This window comes from Tardiphaga sp. 841_E9_N1_2 (genome assembly GCF_051811065.1).
In the GTDB taxonomy this organism is placed as follows: domain Bacteria; phylum Pseudomonadota; class Alphaproteobacteria; order Rhizobiales; family Xanthobacteraceae; genus Tardiphaga; species Tardiphaga robiniae.
The window spans coordinates 3,875,284-3,894,495 of record NZ_JBPWQC010000001.1; the positions used below are offsets into that span (position 1 = coordinate 3,875,284).

Genomic DNA, 19,212 nt, shown 5'->3' on the forward strand with positions numbered 1-19,212 from the left:
ATCAGGTCTCCGGCTCAACGATGGTAATGCCGAGCGACGGCAGGCCTTCGATCCGCGCGTCGATAACGTCGCCCGGAACGACGGGACCCACGCCGGCAGGCGTGCCCGTATAGATGAGATCGCCCGGCTCGAGCTTCATCTGCTTCGACAGCTGCGCCACGATCTCCGGCACGCTCCAGATCATCTGGCCGATATCGCCGCGCTGCTTCTCGACGCCGTTCACCGACAGCGTGATCGCGCAATTGTTGAAATGCCGGGCATCGCGTGCCGGCGCAATTTCGCCACAAGGCGCGGACGCGTCGAAGCTTTTGCCCATTTCCCAAGGCAGTCGCATATCGCGGGCATCGCGCTGGCGGTCGCGACGGGTGAGGTCGATGCCAACGGCATAACCCCAGATGTGATCGAGCGCATCCTCCACCGCGATATCGCGGCCGCCGCGTCCGATCGCCAGCACCAGCTCAACCTCGAACTGGAAGTCCTCGGTGAAAGCCGGATAAGGCACGCGCGCGCCGTCCGGCACCACGCTGTCGCGCGGCTTCTGGAAGAAGAACGGCGGATCGCGCTCGTCGGCTTCCTTCATCTCGCGGATGTGGTCGAGATAGTTGCGCCCCACGCAATAGACGCGGCGTACAGGGAAAAAACCGCCCCCCACGACCGGCACGCCGGTGACGGGAATTGCTGGCAGCATCTGCTGGGACGTCACACTCACTTCGCCACCTGGGTATTGTGCCAATCGAGGATCTGGGCGCCATTCCAATGCACCACGCCTTCGAACTGGTTCACGTAGTCATAGATCGCTTCGAGATATTTGATGCGGAACGGCTGACCCGAAATATACGGATGGATCGCGATCGACATAATCTTCGGCCGCTCGGCGCTTTCAGCATAGAGGCGATCAAACTGATCCTTGGCACGGTTCAGGAGCTGCGTGCTCTCGTGATGTTGCACCATCATCATCGGGATGTCGTTCATCTCCACCGTGTAAGGCAGCGTTGTGAGCGGCCCCTTCTCGGTACGGATCACGGTTGGTTCGTCGTCATAGACCCAGTCACCGATATATTTCACGCCGGCTTCGGCGAGGAATTCCGGGGTCTCCAGCGTCTGCGTAAGACCCGGCCCGAGCCAGCCCACCGGGCGCTTGCCGGTGAAGTTCTCGATCACATCCATCGAGCGGTTGATCATCGCTTTCTGGTCGGCCTCCTTGTGGATGGGCCCCTGCTCATAGGCATGGCCCATGAACTCCCAGCCGGCGTCCTTCGCCTGCTGGGCCACGCGTGGATAATCCTCGCAGACGCGCGCATTGATCGACAGCGTCGGCTTGATGCCGAGCTTCTGGTAGAGATCGAAGAAACGCCAGACACCGACGCGCATGCCGTATTCGTGCCAGCCCCAATTGGCGACATCGGGCAGCAGCGGAACGCCGGTCGGCGCCGGCAGCACCTGACGCGCCATCGGCTTGGCAATATCCCAGACCTCGAGATTGACGATGGTCCAGACGATCATGCGGGCGTTGCCCGGCAGCTTCAGCTTAGGACGATCGACGATGGCGGAGTAGTCGCAGCGCTCGCGCGGCTGCATGGGACCGGTCATGGCTGGATGCCCTTCGAAAATGAGAGATTGTAGGGGATCATGCGACGCGTCCTGCGCCCTTGAGGCCATCGAGCCGCATCACCGCTTCGGTATCCATCACGAAACCGAAGGCGGTGCGGATGCAGGCAAGGCCGGCGGAATGCAACTCTGGCCCGTCCATGCTGTCGACACAGTCCTCGACGACGATTACCGAATAGTCCCGCACATTGGCAGCCGTCGTCGTCGCCAGCACGCAGGAGTTGGTATTCACGCCGGTGATCAGCAGCGTATTGATGCCGTGCGAACGCAACACGAAATCGAGATCGGTGCCCAAGAAGCAATCATAGCGCTTCTTGGTGTTGACGATGAAGTCGCTGGGGTCCAGCAGCTCCGGCATCACGGTGCAGCCGGGGCCGCCCATGATATTGTGCCGCATCACATTCTTGCGCGTTGCTTTTGGATCCTCGGCGCGGGTCCGCCAGAACGGGTTGGCGCGGATTTCTTCTTCGTCGCGATAGGACGTGACCTGGTGGATCACGGGAATGCCGACACTACGGCTCCAGTCGAACAGCCGCTTATTGGCAGCGATCACCGTCTTCGCGACATCCGGCGTGGTCGGCATGGTCGCCACCGACATGTCCAGATGGCCGCGATGCAGGTCGATCGCGACAACGGCAGCCTTGATCTGATCGACACCAAAATTCATGATCACACCAGCGGGTTGAACGAAGTTTTCAGCAGAGTGCGCTGATCGATCTTGAATTTGTCGGCGAGCCAGTCGGCCAGCACTTCCTGGCCAATGGTGGGATTGTCGTGCTGGCAATGTTCGGCGCCGGTCTCGTCCGGCTCAAGCACGCGCAATGTCGCATCAACACCATTGGCAATCGCGTGGTCATAGGTCGAGCGCGCCGCGGTCACCGTGAGCACGTCGTGGCCGCCATGCAGCACCAGATAGGGGCATTTCATATGTTCGAGATGGCCCTTCAGCGTGAAGGGCTTCATCAATTCATGGGCATCCTTCATGGTCTTCGCGCCGAATACCCAGCGGATATGCATCGCCAGACCGAAGTCGTCGCCCTTCTGGCCCCACATGTCATGCACCGACCAGACAGCCCCGTGCGAGATCACCGCCGCGAGGCGATGCTCGTAACAGCCGGCGCGCGCGGCGTAGTAACCGCCCATGCTGGAGCCGCAGACCGCGATGCGCGAGCTATCGACATCGGCGCGCTTTTCGAGCCAGTCGATACATTTGCCGACCGGCACTTCCGTATCGGCGCGGGTCGCAAGACCGTGGCGGCGCAAGGTACCGCCCTGCCCGGGCAGATCGACCATCAGCACCGAGATGCCGCGCTGCAGGCAACCATGGGCCTGCATGAACCACATCTCGTCCTTGATGGAGTCGAGACCGCCCATGCAGATCAGCACCGGCAGCTTGTCCCCCGGAAATGGCGCACGGATGAAGTAGCCGCAGATCGGCTTGCCCGGCTCATAAGGGATTTCGACCACTTCGCCGGGCGGATTGAGATAGGAAATGAACTTATGCGAGCAGGCTTCCATCTTCTCGAAGGTCGGCAGCCGTCGCGGATCGGTCGGCTCGAGATGAAATTCGGCTTGGCGGTAATAATCGGCAGCCCGCAGGAAACAGTTCATCGCCGTGCGGATGTGGCCGAGCCTCTCTTGGGCCAAGCCGCGCTGCCAATTGGCATCCGCGATCACCATCCACTCTTTATGCCAGCTTTCGAGATCGCCCGGGATCATCCGCGAACCGGCCAGCATCACCTCGGACACACTGCCCCCGCCTTCCTGGGTCTCACCGAGACCGCGGCGGAATTGATAGGCAAGCCAGGGATGCTCCGGCCAGTGATGCCAGCCAAACGGCTCATAGTGCGGGGTGCGATCCGCCGTGATCTCCTCGATGGCGTTTTCGCCGATCGACTTCCCTGCCGCCATGAGACGCGTACCGCCTGCTTCTTGTGAACGTGACCGCATCATTGCGGGTTCGGGTCATGAGTCAATCAGAATTACATACACTTTTCCCTATGCTCATCATTTCCGCGAATTGCCTCCCCTTTGTGCGCGATATTTATGCAGCAAAATAGCGCTTTCCTGTATGCTGAGTAGCAAAGACGGATCACACTCGGATTTAATTGTATTCACTTTTCTGCGGAGCACCACCGATGCCCGACTCATCCCCCTTGCCGCCGCCTGAAGCTGGCGGCCCCGGCCGCGCCGCTAACCGGTCGCTATCGGTGACGGATCAGATCCGCGACGCCATTCTGGATGGCACGGTCAGCGCAGGCGAACGGATCAACGAGGTCCGCTTCAGCAAGACGCTGGAGGTCTCGCGGACCCCCGTCCGGGCCGCCTTGCAGGCACTGGCCGGCGAAGGGCTGCTCGACTACGCCCCCAATCGCGGCTTCACCGTCCGTGAATTCCCGCTCTCGGCCATCGTCGATGCTTATGAAATTCGCGCATCGCTGGAAGGCGTGGCCGCACGCTTCGCCGCCGAACGTGGACTGAGCGCCGAGGAGCGCGCCATCATCGAGGAAAGCCTTGTCGCCGGCGACAAGCTGCTGGCGCGCGGTGAGTTCGCGGAAGGCGATCTCACCATCTATCGCGGTATCAATGGCGACTTCCACGACACCCTGCTGGGCGCCGCCCGTAACCGCATGCTGGCGGAGATGATCCGGATCTGCCACCACGTGCCGATGTCATCGAGCCGCAATATCGTCGCCTTCGAGCATCGCGACGTACGCCGGCGTCATGATGATCATCACCGGATCTACGACGCCATTTTGGCCCGCGAGCCCTGGCGCGCGGAGGTACTGATGCGCGAACACGTCTCCGGCGTGAAATCCTCGCTGGTCAAATCGCTGATCGAGCGCGGCGAGCAGGCCGATATCGTCAATGGTTCGGCGGCGGGATAGGCCACCGGCGGCGTATCGACATCGTCGCGATGGCGCAGCGTCTTAACCTATCATTCACCGAAGTTCGTAACGGCGCGTTGGCGGTCCCCCCGGTACAAAACTACGCATGGGGCAAAACGACGCAAAGTCCGGGGAACGGTCTGATGGCGCTGGCGGCCTTGCTGGCTTCGCCGCGCTGCGCCGTTTCCGATTTCAAGGCGGGCCGATCCAAGGCCTCATCCTGTGCGGCTGCCTGCTGATTACCGCCATCGCCATCGGCACGGCCTACATCACCGTCCATTTCAGAGACCGCGCCATCGAGAGCAAGAAGCGCGAACTGGACAACACGGTTCTGCTGGTCGCACGACACTTCGACCAGCAGTTCGGAGACCTGCAGGGCATCCAGAACGACGTCATCACCTATATGAAGTCGGCCAACATCCAGAACAGCGCCGCCTATCAGCATCTGATGTCGGGGATCGACGTCCACCGCATGCTACGCACCAAGCTCAGCAGCCTGCCCTATGTCGGCGGCATCAACCTGTTCGATTCCGAAGGCAAGCTGCTCAACTCGTCGGAAACCTGGCCGGTGCCTGCCATCGACATTGCCGACCGTCAGCATTTCCAGACGCTGCAGGCCGACAACGGGCCCGCGGTCGTATTGGCCGAACCCGTCATCAGCAGGGTGACTGGTGCATGGACCGCCGTGTTTTCGCGCAAGCTGATCGGACGCCACGGCGAATTCATGGGCATCATCAGCCGCGGCGTCGAGCCGGTTCACTTCGAGAGCTTCTTCGCATCCCTCGCGCTCGAAAAAGACGCCAAGATCTTGATGATCCACCGCAACGGCACCGTGCTTGCTCGCTATCCGCAGAACGAGACCGTTATCGGCCAGAACCTCAGCAACAGCTCAGTCTTCAAGGACCTCTGGTCGACGGGCGGAACCTCGACGGGGCACTATATCAGCCCCATCGACGGGGAAGACGAATTGGGCTCCGCAAGGCGCCTCGCGGCGGCTCCCGTGATGATCGTCGCGACCACCAGCATGCCCGCGGCCCTGCATGACTGGCGCGAGCAGACCAAATATCAAATCATCGGCGCGACACTTGCCGCATTGGTGATCCTGGCGACGCTGTTCCTGATCGTCCGGCAGCTGAACCGCCAGCACCGCTCGGCCGAACGGATGCTGGCGCAAAAATCGACACATCTCGATACTGCAATCAACAATATGACGCAGGGACTGCTGTTGTTCGATGCCTATGGCCGGCTGGTCGTCTGCAATCAGCGCTTCATCGACATGTTCGGACTATCCGACAAGATCGTGAAGCCAGGCTGCTATTTCCGCGACCTCATCCAGCATCGCAAGGACAACGGAACCTTCATCGGCGATGTCGACGAATACTGCACGTCGTTCTTGCGAAGCGTTGCTGAAGGCCCTGTCCACGATACGCTACTGACCACGCCGGATGGTCGTTCGATCCAGATCCTCGTTCAGAGATCGGGGGACGGCGGCTGGGCCTCGACGCTCGAGGACATCACCGATCGCAAACGTTCGGAAGAGCGCATCGCCCATCTTGCGCATTACGATGCTCTGACAGATCTCCCCAATCGGGTGATGTTCCGTGAGCGCCTCGAAGCGGAAATCGCAACGCTGCATGACGGCGCGCGATTTGCGATTCTCTATATCGATATCGATGAGTTCAAGAGCGTCAATGACACGCTCGGTCATGCGATCGGCGACGAGCTGCTGAAAATCGTGGCCACGCGGCTGCGCAGCTGTGTCGGTAATGCGGGCTTTGTCGCGCGACTTGGCGGCGACGAATTCGCCATCGTGCATACGGGAATTGCCCGCCGCAGCGATGTCACCCATCTGGTGGTGCCGCTCTATGACGCCATCCGGCAGCCCTATGAATGCCTTGGTCACCAGATCACGACCGATGCCAGCATCGGAATCGCTGTAGCCCCCGATGACGGCTCCGATCTCGACGAATTGCTGAGACATGCCGACCTCGCAATGTATAGCGCCAAGGCCGCTGGACGGCGCACCTTTCGCTTCTTCGAGCCTGCCATGGATGAAGGCGCAAGGGCGCGGCGCGCGCTGGAGCAGGATCTGCGGAAGGCGCTCGCGGAAGACGGACTTGAGGTTCACTATCAACCCGTCGTCGATATCGCCAGCAACGAGATTACTGGTTGCGAAGCGTTGCTCCGCTGGCGGCATCCGGTTCGCGGCATGGTTTCACCGGCAGAGTTCATTCCGATCGCCGAAGAAACCGGCCTGATTACCGAACTCGGCAATTGGGTATTGCGAACGGCATGCGCTGAGGCGGCCTCCTGGCCGGCGCCGATCAAGCTCGCTGTCAATGTATCGCCGATTCAATTCACGACGCAAACCCTGGCCTTGAATGTCACTCGAGCCCTCGTGGCAGCCAACTTGCCAGCTCACCGGCTCGAACTTGAGGTCACCGAAACAGTGCTGATCCGCGATGATGAGATGGCGCTCGCGATCCTCCATCAGCTCCGCGGCATCGGTGTCGGGATTGCGCTGGACGATTTCGGGACCGGCTATTCGTCGCTCAGCTATCTGCAGCGATTCCCGTTCGACAAGGTCAAGATCGACCGCAGTTTCATCCGGGACATCGTAGCGCCCGGCGGATCGTCATCGATCGTACAGGCGGTTGTAACCATCGCGGCCGCCCGCAACATGATCACCACGGCGGAGGGCGTTGAGACAGCCGATCAACTCGACGCACTGCGTATGCTCGGTTGTACCCAGATGCAAGGTTTTCTTTTCAGTGCCGCCAAGCCGTCACGAGAGATTCGCGCCATGCTCCAGAAGCGCGAGATCGCTGTCGCCTGACACCAGGAGGTCCGAACTCGTCGCGAAAATGGCCTGTTTTGGATTAAACAGAAGGAAAGCTGGCGATCCCGGCATGACTCGAACATGCGACCTACGGTTTAGGAAACCGTCGCTCTATCCGGCTGAGCTACGGGACCGCGATCCCGGTCAGGAACACCGGGCATGGACAGTTCCATACCAGAGCCGTTCGATCATCGCTACCCGTTGGCAGTTCAAATAGGACGGGGCCGGAACCGGCGTCACATGCCCTTAAAAGATCGGGACATCTATCGCGGAACGTCTCGGACCGCCCATCGTTGGCTGGTTGTCATAATAACGATGGAGAATCCCGCATGACAAAGATGAAACTTCTTGCTGCTGCTGCCGTGGTCTCTGGCTTGATCGCTACGCCAGTGATGGCAAAGGACCCGATGAATCGCCGGGCGCAGGCCACGCAGGACTATCGCGCCAGTACAGTCGATAGCGGCTATCGTGATTCGGGCTTCTGGCCGGGTGACGTTGCGGCAGGCGTGGTTGGCGGCGCGGTCGGTGTAGCGGGGGCGGCTGTGGGCACCGCCGGGGCCATCGCAACTGCGCCGTTCCGGAACAGCTACAATTCCTATGATGGCTACAATGGCGTCCCGCGCGATTCCTACGCACAGCGCATGGGCTTCGTGTGTCAGCCGGGAACTTGGTTCCGCGGCGAGGACGGCCGACGACACATCTGCCAGTAATACAACTGATATCTGAGAAAAAGGGCGGCCCCAAGGACCGCCCTTTTTCGTGTCTGTTATCCGATAGAGTTCCAGGCGCAAGAAACGAAACGACAACACCGCTCCATCGGACGTGAGCCCGTCGCTTCGCAAACTACGTGTGGTCCCGTGTAGGTGATTGCGCGTCGAGTAGCAGCGCGATCCGAAAACTACTGTCAAGAATGACTCAAACTCTGAAGTCATCAATTTCAGTGATATGAGAGCAGCCACAGATCTCTGCCTGAAAACACTTCCACATCAGCGTTGTATCGCGAAATAACGCCGGTTTGCTTACCACATGACCGCACTGATGCAGTCATGCTGCACTTGCTCCAAAAGCGGGGAGAAGTAACACATCCGAGGTTGAAAAATGGCCCACAAATGGCGAGAATTGGGTTTGTTATCTACATCGGAACCCACGTGGCTCATTTGTCCGCATACAAGTCACTCATACTTGCGCTACTGACGACCGCATCACTCTCCGGTCTCGCGTTGATGTCTTCGCCTGCTCGTGCGCAATGGTGGACTGCCGCGCCTGCGGATTATGAAGATTGCGCCGAGCGCATCGAAAAATCGACGGCTTCGAAAGACGCCAAGGCTGTGGCGCTGTCGGATTGCGAAAGCAAATTCGCGGGACGGCGCAAGCGCGGTGGCGGCTATACGTATCACGACTTCATGCAGAACCGCAGCTTTGATATCGCTGGCCCGAACCCAACCACGGCTGAACAGAAGGCGATCGACGAGCAGTACAAGATCTATCTGGACAATCAGCGTCGCAGCGTCATCGTCGCGGCCTTCGCTGAAAAGCAGCGCGAAGCGCAAACCCAGGCTGCGCTCGAAACGGACTTTCGGCAGACCGCGGAAACCCCAAGCGATGCGAAGCCTGTCGTGCTACCTAGGCCTCGGCCCAAAGTGCGCGCCAAGGAGCCGGATTGCGCGATCGAGCCCCTTACCTGTGGGTGGTCCAAATTGTCATCGGGGCTGAAAGACATCAAGGACGCGCTGTTCGGCACGCCCGCGCCGGCCAAGACCAAGCGCACTTGAGCCATAGCAACCTGTCAGGTATCAATCCGTGATGACCATCGCCCAGAACATCCGGTAGGGCGACTTGGGATTGGCGACGTAAGCGACGCCGACCTTGCGTGCGCCGGACATGAGCAGGTTCTCGCGATGACCTGGGCTCTCTTCCCATTGCCTCAACGTTTCGGGAAATGTCAGGAAGCCCGCCGCGATATTCTCTGCTGCTTTGGATTTGCGGAGCTTCCCCACACGCGCGGAGAAAACACCGCCGACCTCGTGGCTGACCTTGCCACTGGATGACATCGCCTGCGCCTGAGCAAGCGCGACCGCGTTCAATTTACTGTCCAGCGTGACAGAGGAGAGCTTGTGCGCTCGGCGAAAGGCACTGATCTGGCTCGCATAATCAGCCGCTCTGCTTTCGACAATGGTTGCCACGATCAACGCACCACAGAGCACAAACAACCTCAGGGGGCGGTAGGTCATGACAATCGCTTCACGGATCAGATCCAATGACTATACCGACGACGTTGCGCAGACGATCGCGGCAGCGGGCTTGCGAGCATGCGCAGGCGCCTGCACTTCAGTCGCGCGTCGTTGCTCGGCAAGCCGGGCATCATAACCCGGCGACGGGGTGACCGTCGGAGGAACCACAAATGCAGGTGCGATGGCACCAATGCTTAGTATCGCCGCAACCACAGCGATAGCGGCGCAGGATTTCCGCTTCAAGACCTTCAAAAACAGGGTTCGCATCGATCGCTCCACCCAAGAAAACGGCCTGAAGCGCTAACGAACTTCAGGCCGGCTTCGTTCAGTACGAAAGCTTACTTCTTGGCCTTCTTGGCCTTTGCAGTCTTAGTCACCTTGGTAGCCTTCGTGGCAACCTTCTTCGCCTTGCGGCGACGATGACCGAGCGGAATGCCAAGCTTGATGGCTTTCTGACGCAGCGAACCACCGGTGCGCTTCATCTCCTTGGAAATCTTCTCGAGCGGGGTCTGGGCCTTCGAATGCGCCTTCAGGATCTTCACGTCTTCCTTGGTGTACTCGCGACGGACGAGTTTCTTTTTCGCTTTCTTGGCCATTGTAGCTCCGATTGTTAGTTGAATAATTCGACCGGCACACGCTTTGCCGATGATATGAAAGGATCAAACGCCCAGCCCGGCGCGCGAAGCGCGAACCACCGTCAAATCACGCGGCCTTCTATACTAAAGATGTCGCGAATGACATAGCCCCTGATGTCACATCATGATGTCTAGTATTGAACCAGCCGTACTCCTGCGAGCCTTCTTCACGACGCGAACTGCTACTCGTCTGCGAATAACGGGCTAAAAGACGCTTTACATCTCATTTACTGAGAATTCACCGACGCGTATCCGCAATTGATATTTAACGGATAATCATCGGCTTGATGCGAATGCAACGGATAATGGTACCATCGCATTGACCGGCAGACGCAATTGGAGCATTCGGATAGTTGAGTCCGCCGATAGTAGCCGAAATGATTAGTAACATTCTCGTAATGATAGCGCCGAAGCCGATCCAACACTCCCTTCAGCTCAATCAATTTCACGCTAACTGCGAATCTGATCTGGCGTGAGTGCGGGCGATCCCCTGCCTGACGTCTCTGCGTGCTTGATCAGTGTCATCACGCGCAGCGATAGCGGAGCCGTGATCTGATATTTCGCCGCCAGCTCAACGACGACACCCTGCAAATAGTCAATCTCGGTGCGTCGATCGCGCTGCAGATCCTCCCACATGGACGAGCGCGCATTTGCGTCGATCTTCATCGTCCGCCCGAGCAGCATATTGAACAGGCCGTCAGGTAGCCGCAGCAAATGCGGCGTTAGTCGCGCAGGGATCGGCGTCGCCGAGATGGGCTTGATACCGGCGACTTTCAGAACGGCCAAGCCTTCCGCCATTTGATCGGCGAATAACGAGCGCCACGCGCGCTGTGCAAGCTGCGACCGCAGCGGTATATCCGACAGCGCATTGAGCGCGTTGTTCAAATTGACCAGCAGCTTACCCCACTGGACACCGACGATATCGTCGCTCGCAAGGACGGCAAGATGCGGCACGGATAGCTTCGAAGCGGTATCGGCCCCATCGCGTTCGACGACGATGTTTCCGGACGTTGCGCGGTGAACATGACCATCGTCCTTTGCGATGACATTAAATGGCACCATTCCGCCGAGGATGCGGCGCCCGGGCAGAGCTGCGCGGAGGACCGCAACATTGCCGACGCCGTTCTGCAGGCTGACGACGATCGCGTCTTGCGCTGCATGATCCGCGATCAGCCCCGCCATCTTCGCCGTATCGCCGCTCTTGACCGCGACCAGAATGATCTTCGCCTCGCTCATGATGGCGGGGTCATCCGACAGCCGCAGCTGGCCGGGGGCGAGACGTTGATCAAGTCCCTCGAAGCTCGTCAGCCTCAGACCGTGCCCCTCGATGCTGTCCACGATGCGCCGCCGCGCCAGTATGGCGACGTCGCGGCCGGCTGCCGCCAGGATGCCACCCACGAAACAGCCGATACTGCCGGCACCGGCGATACAAATGGGCCGCGTTTTGATCACGTCATCTCCCGTTCATCCAGCATCCGTTACTAGCAAAATGCCGCAGCGCTGCATATCGGCGGAACCGACGCGCCTTGTAGGCGTCATACCGCGCAGCTATGCTTTCGCCGGGCTGGCAGAACAGGAGATGATCATGGGTTTGCTCGACATTCTGAATGGCATGGCCAACGGGCCGCGTGGCCCCAGCGATCCCGACGACAAGAGCGGCGGCATGTCGCCGATGACGATGGCGATCCTCGCGCTGCTCGCCTACAAAGGCTACAAGCACTTCACTGGTAGCCAACCGGCGGCACAGGGGCGCTCGCAAGAAATCCCGCCGCCGAATACAACGCAGGCCAGCGTGCAGGATGGCGGCCTCGGTGGTATGCTTGGCGGCCTCCTCGGCGGAAATTCTGGCACTGCAGCAGGCGGTGGCGGCCTCGGCGACCTTCTGAAGGGCCCGCTCGGCGGTCTGTTAGCGGGTGGAGCTGCCGGCAGCGTGCTTAGCGGTGGCCTCGGCGACCTGCTCAAGCAGTTCCAGCAGAACGGCCATGGCGACGCCGCGGATTCCTGGGTCAGTTCCGGCCCGAACAAGCAGATTTCGCCTAACGATCTCGGCGCAGCGCTTGGCGCGGATCAGATCGCGCAACTGACATCGCGCACCGGCATGTCCCGCGAGCAGCTTCTCGCGGAGCTGAGCAACGAACTGCCCGATGCCGTTAATCAGTTCACACCGCATGGCCGGCTACCCACGGAAGACGAAGTTAAGTCCAGCTGGGTTTAACGCGCACTTAGAAGAGGGGATATTGCTATGATCTGGATTCTCGTTGTGGGCTTTGTCGCAGGCATTATCGCCCGCCTTCTGTCACCGGGGCCAAACAACCCCAGCGGCTTCATTCTGACCACTATCCTGGGTATTGCCGGCGCATTCCTGGCGACGTTCATCGGCCAGCAGATCGGCCATTACGGCCCGAACCAGGGTGCCGGCTTCATCACCGCCACGATCGGCGCGCTGGTGGTGCTGTTCATCTGGAACAGGCTGGTTGCCCGCCGGATGATTTCCGATCCGGGCAATCGCTGATCTGCCAGCAATCGAGAATGAAAAAGCCTCGGGCATTACCCGAGGCTTTTTGCTGTTTGACGCAGGTTTCCGATCAGGCCAGCAGATGCATGCCGGCATCCATCCGCACCAATTCGCCCGTCATATTGCTCGATGGCGACGTGGCGAGGAAGCAGATCAGGGCGGCGACGTCCTCCGCGGTCGAGGCCACCTTCAGCGGAACTCGCGCGATTACGGCATCGCGAACTTTGGCAGCGCCGTCCGCACCGCGTCCCTTGGTGAACCATGGCGTATCAATATAGCCAGGGCAGACCGTATTGACGCGGATCAGCGGAGCTAGTGCTCGGCCGAGCGACAGCGTCATCGAATTCAGCGCGCCCTTGCTGGCGGCATAGGCGACTGACGAACCGCCGCCTGTGATACCGGCCATCGACGAGACATTGACGACGGCCGAAGCACGACCCGACGCCTTGGCGCCGGCTTCGAGCAAGGCACGCGCCGCACGCACCATCTGATAGGGCCCGATCGTGTTGACCGCATAGATGCGCTGGAAATCTTCCGCGGACAGGCCATCGAGATCGTGATGCGGCACATGCTTGGTCATGCCGGCATTGTTGATCAGCGCATCGATCCGCCCCCAGTGCTGGGCAGCCGCGACGATGTTCTTGCAATCGTCGTCCTTCGATACATCGCCTTGAACCACGATGACTTCGGTTGCACCAGCATCGCGGCACAGCTCGGCAGTGGCTTCGGCTTCCTTCTGACTCGACGAATAGTTGACGACAATACGGGCGCCGTCCTTGGCGAGAATGGCGGCGGTCGCAGCACCAAGCCCCGATGCCGACCCTGTAATCACGACGCACAAACCGTCACTTGCCATCTGCATTTCCTCTGCTTGTTCTGACGCTGATGCGATCTACCATAGTGCGGTCGCACTGGTATACAACGCGGCACAAGTTCGCTTTGCGGAATTAAATTGCGCTGCACCAACACATCATGCCGCCACCGCAGGCCCCTCTGCGGCCAGCCCGCTTGTCTTCCTTCCGCCTTTTCCGCATCATGAATGCAAGAAAAGTGGCAGCGTCCATGCCCGGCATTCCCCGCCGAATGAGATGCGCTAGCACACGAGGAACGCCTTGACGGACGCAGACAATATCGTTGCGGAAACCGCGGAACGTATTTTCGCCGATCTCGCTGACGCACAGACCATCAATCACGACAAGAACGGCAGCTGGAAAGCGCCGCTCTGGCAGGCACTGACCGATGCCGGACTGCCGCTCTCATGGGTGCCTGAAGAGTGCGACGGCTCCGGCACCAGCATGGCCGAAGGTTTCAGCGTCCTCAGCGTCGCCGGCCGCGCTGGCGTTGCTGTACCGCTCGCCGAGACCATGCTGGCGGGCTGGCTGCTCACCCAGGCCCAGATCAAATCGCCCGAAGGCATGATGACCGTCGCGCCGGCAAGCCCGCGCGATCGCCTCACGCTCAACGCGGATGGTACAATCACAGGCCGCGCACGTGGCGTGCCGTTTGCGACGGATGCGAAACACATCGCCGTCGTCGCCTCCGGCATTGGCGGCGCCTCTATTGCCCTGGTGGACGCCAGCGCCTGCCGGATTGAGGGTGGGCTCGGTCTGGCCGATGATCCGTCCGACACGGTGCATTTCGGCACTGTGAAGCCGGTCACTATTCAATCTGCACCATCGGGTTTCGATCAGAACGCGCTGTTGCTGATGGGTGCACTCGTGCGCAGCCAGCAGATTGCCGGTGCACTGGAAACCATGCTTGGCATCGGCGTGAACTATTCCGGCGAGCGCGTGGCGTTCGAGAAGAAGATCTCGAAATTCCAGGCAGTGCAGCACAATCTGGCGAAGCTAGCGGGCGAGACCTCGGCAGCCCTCGCTGCTGCCAGCTCCGCGGCTGACGCCTTCTCCAGCGGCGCACCGCTCGATGACGCGCTCTTCCTCGAGGCCGCCGCTGCAAAGATCCGTTGCTCCGAGGCCGCCGAAAAGGGCGCCGCCATTGCGCATCAGGTTCTTGGTGCCATCGGCTTCACGCAGGAACACATCCTGCACCGCTACACGCTGCGCGCATTGGCATGGCGCGATGATTTCGGCAGCGAAAGCTACTGGGCAGTCGAACTCGGCAAACTGGTCGCTGCGCGCGGTGCCGACGAGCTGTGGCCTCTGGTCGCTTCGCGCTGATCGAACACAAGAAACGAGATCTTTCACATGACTGCAGCCCTTCGTTTCGATCCGATCCGCCTGCCGCCCGAATGCGAGCAGTTGCGCAAGGAAGTCCGCGCTTTCCTCGCCGAGGAAATCGCCGCCGGCACTTTCGATCCGCACAAGCCCCAGCGCGAGGACTCGGACAATCCTGAATTCAGCAAGCGCGTCGGCGAGCGCGGCTGGCTCGGCATGACCTGGCCCAAGAAGTATGGCGGCCACGAGCGCTCGTTCCTTGAACGCTACGTCGTTACCGAGGAGATGCGCGTAGCCAACGCGCCGGTGCGCCGCTTTTTCGTCGCCGACCGCCAGAGCGGCCCGGTGCTGCTGAAATATGCGCCCGAACATATCAAGATGGATATCCTGCCGCGCATCTGCCGCGGCGAGGTCTGCTTCTCCATCGGCATGAGCGAGCCGAATTCGGGCTCCGACCTGTTCGCTGCCAAGACAAAGGCCACCAAGACCGATGGCGGCTGGCTCATCAATGGCAGCAAGATCTGGACGACCTCGGCGCATATGGCCGACTACATGATCGCGATCTTCCGCACATCGGCCCCGACCAAGGAAAATCGCCGCCACGGATTGACGCAGTTTCTGGTCAATATGAAGAAACCGGGCATTACGGTGAACCCGATCGCGCAGATCACCGGCCAGTATGAATTCAACGAAGTCGTGTTCACCGATCACTTCGTGCCCGACGACCACATGCTCGGCGAGATCGACAGCGCCTGGAAGCAGGCCACCAGCGAACTCGCTTATGAGCGATCCGGCCCCGAACGTTTCCTTGAAACCTATTACGTGCTGACCGAACTGGTTCGCGCCGTCGGGCCGAAGCCGGACACCCGCAGCGCCGAAGGCATCGGCCGCCTCGTCGCACAGCTGCACACGATGCGCCGCATGTCGGTGTCGGTGGCCGGCATGCTGCAGGCCGGCAAGGAGCCGGTGGTGGAAGCGTCCATCGTCAAGGATATCGGCACGATCTGGGAGCAGCAGTTGCCCCATCGCGTGCGCGAACTCGCGGCTTTCGTCGACGACAGTGCCTCCAATCACGCCACGCTGGACGAGATGCTGGGCTTCGCCATCAAGACGGCGCCAAAACTGACCATTCAGGGCGGCACCACCGAAGTCCTGCGCGGCATCATCGCGCGCGGACTTGGTCTGCGCTGATCCATCCATTCAACAGAGAGCCATCATGACCACCTACAAAGACATCGCCGTCGAGACCCGCGGCCACATTGCGATCATCGAGATTCGCAAGCCGCCGCTGAATTTCTTCGACATCCTGCTGATCCAGCAGATCGCCAACGCGCTGGACGAGATCGATGCCAATCCCGAAATCCGGGCGACGGTTCTGTGCGCGCAAGGCAAGGCGTTCTGCGCCGGCGCCGATTTCAGCGATCCCAACCGCAAGGAAACCGAAGCGGCCGCCAAAAGCGGCGACCCCGCTGACAATCTCGGTTCCATCGGCCATCTCTATATGGAAGCCGTGCGTATCTTCCGCGCCAAGAAGCCAATCGTTGCGGCCGTCCAGGGCGCAGCCATCGGCGGTGGCCTCGGCCTCGCGGTGTCGGCCGATTTCCGCGTCGCCTGCCCGGAAACCCGCTTCGCCGCCAACTTCACCAAGCTCGGCTTCCATCCCGGCTTCGGCCTGACGGTCGCGCTCACCGAAGTGGTCGGCAAGAACAATGCGGAATTGATGTTCTACACCAGCCGCCGTGTCGGCGGAGAGGAAGCCCTGAAGATGGGCCTCGCCAATGTGCTGGTGCCGCAGGCCGAGGTCCGCGACGCCGCCATCAAGCTCGCTGAGGAGATCGCCGAATGCTCGCCGCTCGGCCTGCTTTCGACCCGCGCCACCATGCGCAACGGCCTCGCCGACCGCGTCGCCAAGGCGACGGAGCACGAACTCGCCGAACAGACGCGCCTGCGTAAGACAGAAGATTTCAAGGAAGGCGTTGCGGCGACTGCTGAACGCCGGGTGCCAAACTTCAAGGGGCGCTAAGTCCCCGTCGGGTTTGTTTTTCAAACCTCACTGTGAATGGCCGGGCAGCGCGAAGCGAGCTTCGCTAGACGCCCCGGCCATTTTTATGTCATGGGCACTCTAGTCTTTCCGCACCACCAACGCATCGACGATGGTGGTGCCCTCGCCCGCCGGATGCACTAGTACCGGATTGAGTTCGATCTCGGCAATCTCGCCCTTGAATTGAGCTGCGAGCTGCGAGAGCTGCGCAATCAGCTCCGCCGCCGCCGACACGTCGGCCTTCAGCGCGCCGCGAAAGCCGTTCAGCAACGGCGCGGCCTTGAGTGCGCCTAGCATGGAAGCAGCCTCAGCGGCACTCACGGGCGCCGGACGATAGACCACGTCCTTGAACAATTCCGCCGTCACTCCTCCAAGGCCGACCATCACCATCGGCCCAAAGGTCTCATCCAGTAGTGTGCCCACGATGATCTCGACACCCTTGCTAGCCATCGGCGAAACGAGCACGCCCTGCAGCGCGGCCTGCGGTCGGTGCTGCCGGGCGCTGGCGGTCAGCGCATCATAGGCAGCTGAGGCTTCATTCTTCGTGGTGATGTTGACCCTGACGCCGCCAACCTCGCTCTTGTGCGGAATGTCGCGCGACTGGATTTTCATCACCAGCGGGAAGCCTATCTTGGCAATCGCTGCATCCAGCGCCGATCTGTCGGTGACAAGAACCTCGCCTGGCAGCGCGACACCGGCAATCTGCAGCAGCGTCTTGCTGTCATACTCGGAGAGCGTCGGCGCGGTCAGATGCTCAACCAGATCGTTCGGCGCAGCCGCGACCGTGGCGACCGGTTCAGCCAGATTGAAACTGGCGTGATCGACAAGTCGCCTCAATGCGACGCTGACATGCGTGAGGCCGGATAACACGACCACACCGGATTCGGCGAGACCGGTGCGCGCAAAATTGGACGGCAGCGTATAGGACCAGAACACGATCGATTTGCTCTGCGCAGCAATGACGGGCTTCAGCTCCGGCGTCTTGAACGGCATCCGCGTCTCGCTCGATAGCGAGATGACCACCAAGATTGCATCGACCTCGTCAGACCTGTCGAGCAATTCAATGGTCTTTTGTAGCCCGCCACTATGCACCGCTTGGGCCGTGATATCGATCGGATTGCATGGCGACCCGTAGGACGGGATCAGCCCGCGAATCGTCGCCTGAACGCCGTCCGACAATTCGGGCACCTGCAGCCCCTGCGCCGACACGGCATCAGCGCCCCAGATACCTGCGCCGCCCGAGACGGTGACGACAGCGACGCGGTCGCCCTTCGGCAGCGGCGACGTGGTCAGCACGGCGGCGATGGTCACCGCTTCGTCGAGATCGTTGGAGACGATGAATCCATAGCGCGCGAACACCGCATCATAGGCGGCCGTCCAGCCCGCCATGCTGGCGGTATGCGAGGCTGCTGCGCGCTCGCCAGCACCGGAGCGGCCGACCTTTACGACGATGACCGGCTTGCCGAGCTCCGCCGCCTTGCGAGCCGCGGCGAGAAATTTGTCGACGTCGCGAATGCCCTCGATGAACAGCAGGATCACGTCGGTTGCCGTGTCCTGCACCATGTAGCCAAAGAATTCGCCGGCACCGAGATCGGACTCGTTGCCGGTCGAGATCACGGTGCTCAGAGCAATGCCGAGCGACTTGGCGCGGTTATAGATCGCAAAGCCGATGCCGCCGGATTGTGCGACGATGCCGATCCGCTTCGTGGTAGCGGCCAGCGGTAGCTGATCCGGCATTACATCAACGGTTGGGCTGAAGGTCGCGGCAATGCCGGCGATCTGGTTGTAGTACCCCTCGGCGTTCGGTCCGGAGATCCGCATCCCCGTGCGCTTCGCCAGCGTCGCAATAGCATCCTGCATGGCGATGGAATCGCCGCCTTCCTCGGCAAAGCCGGAGGAGATGATGATCGCGTGCTTGACGCCGAGCGTCGCGCACTCCTCAAGCGCGCCAAGCACGACGCGCGCAGGAATGATCACGATGGCGAGATCGATCGGCTGCCCGATGGCTGCGATGGTCGGATGGCACGTCAGCCCATCGATATCCGGATAGTTCGGATTGACTGGATAGATCGCGCCGGAGAACTGATTCTTGCGCAAAAAGGAGAGGAGCAGGCCTGGGATCTTCGTGACATCGCGGGAAGCGCCAATGATGGCGATGCTGGATGGATTGAAGAACGAGTCCAGCGGATGCGGACATGTCACAGTCATGGCGTTTCCCGTTTATTGTTGTTGCCGTAGCGTTTCCGAGCGAAGTGGATACCGGTTCGCATGAAGAAAACGC

General features: G+C 60.7%; 18 protein-coding genes and 1 tRNA gene. 9 read left to right on the plus strand and 10 right to left on the minus strand.

What is annotated here, in order from left to right; translation table 11 throughout:
• Window position 1: 1 nt before the first annotated feature.
• The 4 genes from AB8A50_RS18675 to AB8A50_RS18690 are packed head-to-tail and all read right to left on the minus strand — an operon-like array spanning window position 2 to window position 3,519.
• A complete protein-coding gene (locus AB8A50_RS18675; RefSeq protein ID WP_309942401.1) occupies window positions 2–709 on the minus strand; it encodes a fumarylacetoacetate hydrolase family protein in 708 nt (235 codons plus the stop codon).
• Complete coding sequence (locus AB8A50_RS18680; RefSeq protein WP_439078547.1) at window positions 706–1,590, minus strand: polysaccharide deacetylase family protein; 885 nt, start codon at window positions 1,588–1,590, stop codon at window positions 706–708. Before AB8A50_RS18680 ends, AB8A50_RS18675 begins: the two co-directional genes overlap by 4 nt.
• 37 nt (window positions 1,591–1,627) lie before the next feature.
• The gene (locus tag AB8A50_RS18685) at window positions 1,628–2,275 is read right to left on the minus strand and encodes a cysteine hydrolase (RefSeq protein ID WP_439078548.1); all 648 of its coding nucleotides are present in this window, start codon (window positions 2,273–2,275) and stop codon (window positions 1,628–1,630) included.
• A gap of 2 nt (window positions 2,276–2,277) precedes the next feature.
• On the minus strand, window positions 2,278–3,519 hold the full coding sequence (locus AB8A50_RS18690; protein ID WP_439078549.1) for an alpha/beta hydrolase family protein: 1,242 nt from the start codon (window positions 3,517–3,519) through the stop codon (window positions 2,278–2,280).
• A gap of 227 nt (window positions 3,520–3,746) precedes the next feature.
• On the opposite strand from AB8A50_RS18690, the gene AB8A50_RS18695 reads away from it, so the two are divergent.
• Both AB8A50_RS18695 and AB8A50_RS18700 read left to right on the plus strand, forming a co-directional pair.
• Window positions 3,747–4,496 carry a GntR family transcriptional regulator gene (locus AB8A50_RS18695; protein ID WP_439065193.1) on the plus strand — a complete coding sequence of 250 codons (750 nt, stop codon included), beginning with the start codon at window positions 3,747–3,749 and terminating at the stop codon, window positions 4,494–4,496.
• Window positions 4,497–4,602: 106 nt separating this feature from the next.
• Window positions 4,603–7,332: a bifunctional diguanylate cyclase/phosphodiesterase gene (locus AB8A50_RS18700; protein WP_439078550.1), complete on the plus strand. Its 2,730-nt coding sequence runs from the start codon at window positions 4,603–4,605 to the stop codon at window positions 7,330–7,332.
• A 60-nt stretch (window positions 7,333–7,392) separates the two neighbouring features.
• On the opposite strand, the gene AB8A50_RS18705 is transcribed toward AB8A50_RS18700, so the two are convergent.
• Window positions 7,393–7,469, minus strand: a tRNA-Arg gene (locus AB8A50_RS18705).
• A gap of 195 nt (window positions 7,470–7,664) precedes the next feature.
• Between AB8A50_RS18705 and AB8A50_RS18710 the strand changes: the two genes are divergently transcribed.
• Entirely contained in the window at window positions 7,665–8,045 is a 381-nt protein-coding gene (locus AB8A50_RS18710; RefSeq protein ID WP_089267744.1) for a hypothetical protein, read from the plus strand.
• A 336-nt stretch (window positions 8,046–8,381) separates the two neighbouring features.
• Window positions 8,382–9,107: a hypothetical protein gene (locus AB8A50_RS18715; RefSeq protein ID WP_439078551.1), complete on the plus strand. Its 726-nt coding sequence runs from the start codon at window positions 8,382–8,384 to the stop codon at window positions 9,105–9,107.
• Between the two features lie 21 nt (window positions 9,108–9,128).
• On the opposite strand, the gene AB8A50_RS18720 is transcribed toward AB8A50_RS18715, so the two are convergent.
• From AB8A50_RS18720 to AB8A50_RS18730, 3 genes are all read right to left on the minus strand, one after another.
• The gene (locus AB8A50_RS18720) at window positions 9,129–9,593 is read right to left on the minus strand and encodes a CAP domain-containing protein (RefSeq protein WP_244528036.1); all 465 of its coding nucleotides are present in this window, start codon (window positions 9,591–9,593) and stop codon (window positions 9,129–9,131) included.
• Between the two features lie 311 nt (window positions 9,594–9,904).
• On the minus strand, window positions 9,905–10,162 hold the full coding sequence (locus tag AB8A50_RS18725; RefSeq protein WP_231078919.1) for a hypothetical protein: 258 nt from the start codon (window positions 10,160–10,162) through the stop codon (window positions 9,905–9,907).
• A gap of 489 nt (window positions 10,163–10,651) precedes the next feature.
• Window positions 10,652–11,653: a 2-dehydropantoate 2-reductase gene (locus tag AB8A50_RS18730; protein WP_439078552.1), complete on the minus strand. Its 1,002-nt coding sequence runs from the start codon at window positions 11,651–11,653 to the stop codon at window positions 10,652–10,654.
• A gap of 133 nt (window positions 11,654–11,786) precedes the next feature.
• Here AB8A50_RS18730 and AB8A50_RS18735 point away from each other — a divergent pair, with 133 nt between their 5' ends.
• Complete coding sequence (locus AB8A50_RS18735) at window positions 11,787–12,416, plus strand: YidB family protein (RefSeq protein ID WP_439078553.1); 630 nt, start codon at window positions 11,787–11,789, stop codon at window positions 12,414–12,416.
• 27 nt (window positions 12,417–12,443) lie between these two features.
• A complete protein-coding gene (locus AB8A50_RS18740; RefSeq protein ID WP_089267746.1) occupies window positions 12,444–12,713 on the plus strand; it encodes a GlsB/YeaQ/YmgE family stress response membrane protein in 270 nt (89 codons plus the stop codon).
• A gap of 73 nt (window positions 12,714–12,786) precedes the next feature.
• On the opposite strand, the gene AB8A50_RS18745 is transcribed toward AB8A50_RS18740, so the two are convergent.
• Complete coding sequence (locus AB8A50_RS18745) at window positions 12,787–13,572, minus strand: SDR family NAD(P)-dependent oxidoreductase (RefSeq protein WP_439078554.1); 786 nt, start codon at window positions 13,570–13,572, stop codon at window positions 12,787–12,789.
• A 256-nt stretch (window positions 13,573–13,828) separates the two neighbouring features.
• On the opposite strand from AB8A50_RS18745, the gene AB8A50_RS18750 reads away from it, so the two are divergent.
• Genes AB8A50_RS18750 through AB8A50_RS18760 form a run of 3 tightly spaced genes read left to right on the plus strand, consistent with a single transcriptional unit; the run spans window position 13,829 to window position 16,913 of the window.
• A complete protein-coding gene (locus AB8A50_RS18750) occupies window positions 13,829–14,893 on the plus strand; it encodes an acyl-CoA dehydrogenase family protein (protein ID WP_439078555.1) in 1,065 nt (354 codons plus the stop codon).
• Window positions 14,894–14,920: 27 nt separating this feature from the next.
• Window positions 14,921–16,081, plus strand: coding sequence for an acyl-CoA dehydrogenase family protein (locus AB8A50_RS18755; protein WP_439078556.1), 1,161 nt, complete (start codon window positions 14,921–14,923; stop codon window positions 16,079–16,081).
• Between the two features lie 25 nt (window positions 16,082–16,106).
• On the plus strand, window positions 16,107–16,913 hold the full coding sequence (locus tag AB8A50_RS18760; protein ID WP_439078557.1) for an enoyl-CoA hydratase/isomerase family protein: 807 nt from the start codon (window positions 16,107–16,109) through the stop codon (window positions 16,911–16,913).
• A gap of 99 nt (window positions 16,914–17,012) precedes the next feature.
• On the opposite strand, the gene AB8A50_RS18765 is transcribed toward AB8A50_RS18760, so the two are convergent.
• Window positions 17,013–19,139: an acetate--CoA ligase family protein gene (locus AB8A50_RS18765; RefSeq protein WP_439078558.1), complete on the minus strand. Its 2,127-nt coding sequence runs from the start codon at window positions 19,137–19,139 to the stop codon at window positions 17,013–17,015.
• Window positions 19,140–19,212 lie beyond the last annotated feature (73 nt).